Source organism: uncultured Amaricoccus sp. (assembly GCF_937858865.1).
Classification (GTDB): Bacteria; Pseudomonadota; Alphaproteobacteria; order Rhodobacterales; family Rhodobacteraceae; genus Amaricoccus.
Map to the genome: position 1 here is coordinate 1 of NZ_CALLYO010000333.1, position 6,886 is coordinate 6,886.

The window sequence follows — 6,886 nt, forward strand, 5'->3', positions numbered from 1 at the left end:
CGCTGCGACTGAAGGTCACCGTCGAGCACAAGCCGGGGCAGCAGGCCGGGGAAGTTCGGATCCGGTACTCGACGCTCGAGGAGCTCGACGGTCTCTGTCAGCTTCTCTCCGGGTAGGGAATATTTTTATTACAATTGCTTGTATTCGGGTCAGCCTTCGAAGGTCGGTAGCGGCACTGCGGAGCGGTAGATCGCGACCGTCGTGTCGCCGTAGCGGCGCTGGTCGAGGCGCTTGAGGCCAAGAGGCGGCGCGGGCTCGGTGCCCTCCTCCCAGATGAGCAGGCCGCCCGGGGCGACCCAGCCGCCGGCGAGCGCGGAGATGGCGGCCTTCTCGCCCAGGCCGCGGGCGTAGGGCGGATCGAGGAAGACGAGCGTGAAGGGCTCGCCGGGGTTGCGGCCGAGCCGGGTGGCGTCGCGGGCGATGACGCGGGCTCGGTCCTCGGTCCCCATCTTCGCCAAGTTGCGGCGGAGGAGCGCCAGCGCCGTCTGGCCCTGGTCGACGAAGGTGGCGTGGCGCGCGCCGCGGGAGAGCGCCTCGAGTCCCAGGGCGCCGGTGCCGGCGAAGAGGTCGAGGACGCGGGCGCCTTCGGGCGGGGGCGGGTCGTCGTAGCCGCCGTGGGCGAGGAGGTTGAAGATCGCTTCGCGGACCCGGTCGGAGGTCGGCCGGAGATGCGCCGCCGGATCGCCGCCGCCGAGGCCGGCGAGGGCGAGGCCGCGGTGGGTGCCGCCGATGATGCGCATCAGAGTGCCTTGAGGTCGCTGGCCGGGTCGGCGATCGCGGCGGGATCGGGCGAGTGGCCGGCCTCGATCCAGCGCTTGGCGGTCATGTAGGCGCGCGGGTCGTTCATCGCGTCGACGGCGAGCAGGCGCGGGCCCTGCCAGTACCAGATCGACCGGCTGCCTGGGCGGGGACCGGGGCGGGTCGTGGTCGTCTCCCAGCCGGCGTTGAGGCCGGCGATCTGCAGCTTCACGTCGTACTGGTCGGACCAGAACCAGGGGCGGGGCGTGTAGGGCGCGGGGTCGCCGAGCATGGCGGCCGCGACCGCCTCGGCGTGGTCGATGGCGTGGGGGACGCTTTCGAGCCGGAGGCGCCGGCCGTTCCAGGGGAAGCTCGCGGCGTCGCCGGCAGCGAAGACCGACGGGTCGGAGGTGCGGCCGTGGGTGTCGGTCGCGATGCCGTCGTCGATGGCGAGGCCGGCTTGCGCCGCGAGCGTGGTCTCGGGGGCGATGCCGATGCCGACGAGGACGAGGTCGGCCGGGAGGTGCTCGCCGGTGGCGAGGTCCGCGCCGGTGACGCGGGTGTCGCCGGTCAGGCGGGCGAGGGTGGCGCCTTCGCGGATGTGGACGCCGTGGCGGACGTGGAGGTCGCGGAAGTAGTCGGCGGTGGCGGGGGCGGCGACGCGGGCGAGGATGCGGGGGGCGGCCTCGATCAGGGTGACGTCGAGGCCCTTCTCCCGGAGGACGGCGGCTGCTTCGAGGCCGATGTAGCCGCCGCCGACGATGAGCGCGCGGCTGCGGCCGGCGAGGGCGTCGGCGAGGGCGTCGGCGTCGGCGAGGGCGCGCATGAGGAGCACGCCTTCGAGGTCGCCGCCGGTCTCGGGCGGCAAGCGGCGCGGGGCGCTGCCGGTGGTCAGTGCGAGGAGGTCGTAGGGAAGGGTGCGGCCGTCGGCGAGGGTGACGGTGCGGGCGGTGCGGTCGATGGCGGTGGCGGGGGTGCCGGTGAGGAGGGTGATGCCCTCGGCGTCGAAGAAGCTGGAGGGGCGGAGGAAGAGGCGCTCGAGGGCCATCTCGCCCTTGAGGTAGCCCTTGGAGAGCGGCGGGCGCTGGTAGGGCGGGAAGGGCTCGGCGCCGACGAGGGTGAGCGGGCCGGTATGGCCGAGGGCGCGCAGGCGCGCCACGAGGGAGGCCCCGGCCTGGCCGGCGCCGACGACGAGAATGCGGGCGGCCTTGGGGTCCATGGGTGCCTTTTCACTTCCTGCGCCGACCCTCTATAAGTCGGGCGTGGGTTCCTGCAACCGGCATCGGGGGAGAGAGATGGCGATCGAGGTAGGCGAGCGGCTGCCGGAGGCGACGTTCCTCGAGAAGGGGCCGGACGGGATCGCGCCGGTCGCGAGCGGGGATCTGTTCGCCGGGCGGAAGGTGGTGCTCTTCGGGTTGCCCGGGGCCTTCACCGGCATCTGCTCGACCCGGCACGTGCCGAGCTTCATCCGGGTGGCTGACCAGCTGCGGGAGAAGGGGGTGGAGGAGATCGTCTGCGTCTCGGTCAACGACCCGCACGTGATGGCGGCCTGGAGCGAGGCGACAGGGGCGGGGAAGGCCGGGATCCGCATGCTGGCCGATGCGGATGGTGGCTTCGCCCGGGCGATGGGGCTCGAGTTCAGCTTTCCGGCGGCGGGGCTGCTCGGACGGTCGAAACGGTACGCGCTGCTGGCCGAGGACGGGGTCGTCCGGGTGCTGAACCTCGAGACGAGCCGCACCGACTGCGAGGTGAGCGGCGGGGAGACGATGCTCGGGCAGGTCTGAGCGCACAGGCTCCGCACAGTGCGGACTTTTGTTAACAAGTTGATATATAATAATAATAGTATTGACGCTAACCACTTCTCAACCAAGGTTACCGGGCGCGGCCGGGGCCGCGCGGCGTCACGCCGTCCCTGTGCGGAGGAGGGCGAGGATGGCGTCGGCGGTGGTGCGTTCGGGGTCGGGGAGCGCGGCGTCGCCGCTCCAGAGCGGGGCGAGGCGGAGGGCGCCGAGGAGGAGCCCGGTGACGGCGAAGAGGCGGGGCGCGAGCGGGGCGCGGGGGATGGCGCCCTCGGCGACGCCCCAGTCGATCAGGCCGGCGGCGAGGCCGAGGAGGCGGGCGTCGGCCTCGGTGAGCGCAACGCGGGAGGCCGGGGCGAGGCGGGCGCGGAAGTCGGCGTCGTGGGCATGCTGGCAGAGGCGGGCGTGGGCGCGGTCGGCGGTCAGGCGCTGCCAGGCGACGGCGACGAAGTCGCGCAGCACCGTCTCGAACGGCCGGTCCGCGTCGAGGTTCTCGAGCGCGGCGCAGGTGCCGGCGTTCCAGTCGGCGACGAGGCGGGCGTGGAGGTCGTCCTTGGACGGGAAGTGGCGGTAGACGGTGCCCTTGGCGTATTCGGCGCGGCGGGCGATCTCCTCGACCGTCACCGTCTCCCAGTCGTCGCGGTGCATGAGGCTGATGGCGGCGTCGAGGAGCGCCCGCTCGCGCTCCTCGAGCTCGCGCCGTCTGCGGTCGCTGGTGCCGATCGCCCTGCCTCCTCGTGACCGCGGGTTCACGACCGCCGTGACCTCGGGTCGCGGGAGACTGACGTGGAAGTGGTTAACCGGTCGTAAACGGACCGAGGGTCATGGACGCGCTGACGGGGTCGCGCCCTCCCAGCCCCAGGCGGGCGCTGCCCTTTTGACCTGGAGCCGCGGTCGTACAGGGTGTCCCTCAGCTGCCGGACGGGGTGGCGTGGTGGAGCTTGCAGAGGCATTCGACCGGCTCGGCCTGGTCGCGCTGGACCTCGGCGGCGCCGGCGAGCCTGTCGAGGCGGTGGGCGAGCTCGAGGTCGAGGCGGGTGAGGCCGTCGGCGGCGTGGGTGGTGAGGGTCACGTCGACGGTGTTGTAGACGTTCGTCCACTCCGGGTGGTGGTTGAGCTTCTCGGCCACCAGCGCGGCGCGCGACATGAAGCCCCAGGCCTCGGAGAAGCTGCGGAACTTCCAGATCTTGCGCAGCGCGTCGCGTTCGGGGACACCGCCCCAGCCGGCTTCGCCGAGGGCGGGAAGGAGCGACTCGCGCTCGGGCGTGGTCAGGCGCTGCAGCGGCTCGCCGGTCATGCTCCCTCCTTCGGCGGCATGGCCGCGTCGTCGAGCTCGCGCGCCCGGACCGCCGCCGGGCGGCCTTCGAGGCGCTGCCAGTAGGCGGTGAAGGCGGGGCGGGCCTCGATCGAGCCGAAGCGCAGGCCGAAGCCGAGCTGCGACCCGACGTAGACGTCGGCGGCGGTGAAGCGGTCGCCGGCGAGATAGTCGCTGCCCGAGACCGCCGTCTCCAGCGTGTCGAGCACGCGCGGCAGGCTGCCGTAGCCGACGAAGCCGCGCTTCTCGTCCGGCACCTCGACCCCGAGCGCCTGATTGGTCACCGCCGCCTCGAGCGGGCCGGCGCCGAAGAAGAGCCAGCGGTAGTAGGCGCCGCGCCGCGCCGGCTCGGGGGCGAGGCCGGCGGCGGGGAAGGCGTCGGCGAGGTAGGCGCAGACGGCGGCGCATTCGGTGACGACGGTCTCGCCGTGCACCAGCGTCGGCACCTTGGCCATCGGGTTGAGGCGGCGGTATTCCGGGTCCTGCATCGGCGGGCCGTAGCCGAGGACGACGGCGCGGTAGGGCTCGCCGACCTCCTCGAGCATCCAGCGCGCGATCCGGCCGCGCGACATCGGGTTGGTGTAGAAGGTGAGCGCCTCGGCCATCGGTCCCTCCCGGAGTGTTGCTGGGCAAGGTAGCCGGACGGCGGCGGCTGGCAAGCGCCGTCAGCGGCCGCGCTCGGCCTCGTAGCGGGTGCGGGTCTCGGCGTTCATCGGGTAGAGGCCGGGGAGGGGGACACCGCGGTCGACCTCGCCCATGATCCAGGCCTCCATCCGCTCCTGCTCCGGCGCCTCGGCGAGGACGGCGGGAAGGAGCGCCTGCGGGACGAGGACGGCGCCGTCGCGGTCGGACACCACCACGTCGTCGGGGAAGACGGCGACCCCGCCGCAGCCGACCGGCTCCTGCCAGCCGACGAAGGTGAGGCCGGCGACCGAGGGAGGCGCGGCGGCGCCGCGGCACCAGACCGGGAGCGCGGTGCCGAGGACCCCCTCGAGGTCGCGCACCGGGCCGTCGGTGACGAGGGCGGCGACGCCGCGCCGCGCCATGCGGGCGCAGAGGATGTCGCCGAAGATGCCGGCGTCGGCGATGCCGGCGGCGTCGACGACGGCGATGCAACCCTCGGGCATCGCCTCGATCGCCGCGCGGGTGGAGATCGGCGAGGCCCAGGAGGCGGGGGTGGCGAGATCCTCGCGCGCCGGCACGAAGCGGAGGGTGAAGGCGCGGCCGACGAGGCGGGTGACCTCGGGGTGGATCGGCCGGGCGTGGCGCATCCAGACGTTGCGCAGGCCCTTCTTGAGGAGGACCGTGGTCAGCGTCGCGGTCGAGACCTGCCGCAGGGTCGCGACGATCTCGTGCCAGGGCGGCAGCGCGTCTTCGGCCATGGTCTCCTCCGGTCAGGAGCTGAACAGGAAGTGCATGACGTCGCCGTCCTGCACGCGGTAGGTCTTGCCCTCGGCGCGGAGCTTGCCGGCCTCGCGGGCGCCGGCCTCGCCGCCGAGCGCGACATAGTCGTCGTAGGCGACGGTCTCGGCGCGGATGAAGCCCTTCTCGAAGTCGCCGTGGATGACGCCGGCCGCCTGCGGGGCGCTGGCGCCCTGCGGGATGGTCCAGGCGCGCGCCTCCTTCGGGCCGGCGGTGAAGTAGGTCGAGAGGCCGAGCAGGCGGTAGCCCTCGTGGATCAGCCGGTCGAGGCCGGCCTCCTCGAGGCCGAGCGATTCGAGGAACTCGGCCCGCTCGGCGTCGTCGAGCTGGGCGATCTCCTCCTCGATTGCGGCGGAGATGACGACGCTGCCGGCGCCCTGGGCGGCGGCCATCCCGGCCACCGCCGCGGAGAAGGCGTTGCCGGTGGCCGCGCTCGCCTCATCGACGTTGCAGACGTAGAGGACGGGCTTGGCGGTCAGGAGCTGCAGGAGGCGCCAGGTGCGGGCGTCCTCCTCGGCGACGGGGACGCTGCGGGCGGGGCGGCCGGCGGCGAGCGCTGCCTTGGCCGCCTCGAGCAGGCGCGCCTGGTCGGCGGCCTCCTTGTCGCCGCCCTTCAGCTTGCGCTGGAGGCCGGCGAGGCGCTTCTCGACGCTCTCGAGGTCGGCGAGCATGAGCTCGGTCTCCACCGTCTCGGCGTCGGCGACCGGGTCGATCCGGCCCTCGACGTGGGTGACGTCGGTATCCTCGAAGCAGCGCACGACGTGGGCGATGGCGTCGCATTCGCGGATGTTGGCGAGGAACTGGTTGCCGAGGCCCTCGCCCCTGCTCGCGCCGCGCACCAGGCCGGCGATGTCGACGAAGGTGATGCGGGCGGGGATGGTCTTCTGGCTCTTCGCGATCCCGGCCAGCCGGTCGAGGCGGGGGTCGGGGACGTTCACCTCGCCGACGTTGGGCTCGATGGTGCAGAAGGGGAAGTTGGCCGCCTGCGCCGCCGCGGTGCGGGTGAGCGCGTTGAACAAGGTCGACTTGCCGACGTTGGGCAGCCCGACGATCCCGATCTTCAAGGCCATCTCACCCTCCCGGCCGGCGCGGGCCCCTTATGGCGCGCCGGGCGCGGGCGTCAAGCGCAGAGCCCGGCTTGATTCCGGGAGGGACGTGCCGCAGAGAGGGGGCGTCAGCTGCGGGGACGGCCGGGGGGACGGATGTCACGGATCGAGAAGAGGTTCGCCGCGCTCGCGGCCAGCGGGCGGAAGGCCTTCGTCGCCTTCGTGATGGCCGGGGATCCCGACTATGAGACGGCGCTCGCGGTGGTGCGCGGGCTGCCGGCGGCGGGGGTCGACGTGATCGAGATGGGGATGCCCTTCACCGATCCGATGGCCGACGGGCCGGCGATCCAGCGCGCCGGCCAGCGGGCGCTGGCGAGCGGGCACACGATGGAGCGGACGCTCGCCATGGTGCGCGCCTTCCGCGAGGGGGACGCGGAGACTCCGGTGGTGCTGATGGGCTACTATAACCCGATCTACTCCCGCGGGGTCGACCGCTTCCTCACCGAAGCGAAGGCGGCGGGGGTCGACGGGCTCATCGTCGTCGACCTGCCGCCCGAGGAGGACGA

Annotated in this window: 9 protein-coding genes; 2 read left to right on the top strand and 7 right to left on the bottom strand. The window is 73.1% G+C overall.

Translation table 11 applies throughout. The features are described from left to right. Positions 1–149 precede the first annotated feature (149 nt). Both rsmD and Q0112_RS09410 read right to left on the bottom strand, forming a co-directional pair. Positions 150–740, bottom strand: coding sequence for a 16S rRNA (guanine(966)-N(2))-methyltransferase RsmD (gene rsmD / locus Q0112_RS09405; RefSeq protein ID WP_297974381.1), 591 nt, complete (start codon positions 738–740; stop codon positions 150–152). Continuing rightward, positions 740–1,957, bottom strand: a complete 1,218-nt coding sequence (locus Q0112_RS09410; RefSeq protein ID WP_297974384.1) for an FAD-dependent oxidoreductase — start codon at positions 1,955–1,957, stop codon at positions 740–742. The genes rsmD and Q0112_RS09410 overlap by 1 nt, the downstream gene beginning before the upstream one ends. A gap of 76 nt (positions 1,958–2,033) precedes the next feature. Here Q0112_RS09410 and Q0112_RS09415 point away from each other — a divergent pair, with 76 nt between their 5' ends. Next, positions 2,034–2,522, top strand: a complete 489-nt coding sequence (locus Q0112_RS09415) for a peroxiredoxin (protein ID WP_297974386.1) — start codon at positions 2,034–2,036, stop codon at positions 2,520–2,522. Between the two features lie 117 nt (positions 2,523–2,639). On the opposite strand, the gene Q0112_RS09420 is transcribed toward Q0112_RS09415, so the two are convergent. The 5 genes from Q0112_RS09420 to ychF all read right to left on the bottom strand — a co-directional run bounded on the left by Q0112_RS09420 (position 2,640) and on the right by ychF (position 6,344). After that, positions 2,640–3,290, bottom strand: coding sequence for a TetR/AcrR family transcriptional regulator (locus Q0112_RS09420; RefSeq protein WP_297974389.1), 651 nt, complete (start codon positions 3,288–3,290; stop codon positions 2,640–2,642). 157 nt (positions 3,291–3,447) lie between these two features. Beyond that, a complete protein-coding gene (locus Q0112_RS09425) occupies positions 3,448–3,834 on the bottom strand; it encodes a 4a-hydroxytetrahydrobiopterin dehydratase (RefSeq protein WP_367278459.1) in 387 nt (128 codons plus the stop codon). Further along, complete coding sequence (locus Q0112_RS09430) at positions 3,831–4,457, bottom strand: glutathione S-transferase family protein (RefSeq protein WP_297974391.1); 627 nt, start codon at positions 4,455–4,457, stop codon at positions 3,831–3,833. The genes Q0112_RS09425 and Q0112_RS09430 overlap by 4 nt, the downstream gene beginning before the upstream one ends. A gap of 60 nt (positions 4,458–4,517) precedes the next feature. Continuing rightward, positions 4,518–5,234: a ribonuclease activity regulator RraA gene (locus Q0112_RS09435; RefSeq protein WP_297974394.1), complete on the bottom strand. Its 717-nt coding sequence runs from the start codon at positions 5,232–5,234 to the stop codon at positions 4,518–4,520. Positions 5,235–5,246: 12 nt separating this feature from the next. After that, positions 5,247–6,344: a redox-regulated ATPase YchF gene (gene ychF, locus Q0112_RS09440; RefSeq protein ID WP_297974397.1), complete on the bottom strand. Its 1,098-nt coding sequence runs from the start codon at positions 6,342–6,344 to the stop codon at positions 5,247–5,249. A 132-nt stretch (positions 6,345–6,476) separates the two neighbouring features. Here ychF and trpA point away from each other — a divergent pair. Continuing rightward, a partial coding sequence (gene trpA, locus Q0112_RS09445) for a tryptophan synthase subunit alpha (protein ID WP_297974399.1) occupies positions 6,477–6,886 on the top strand: 410 nt, incomplete at its 3' end.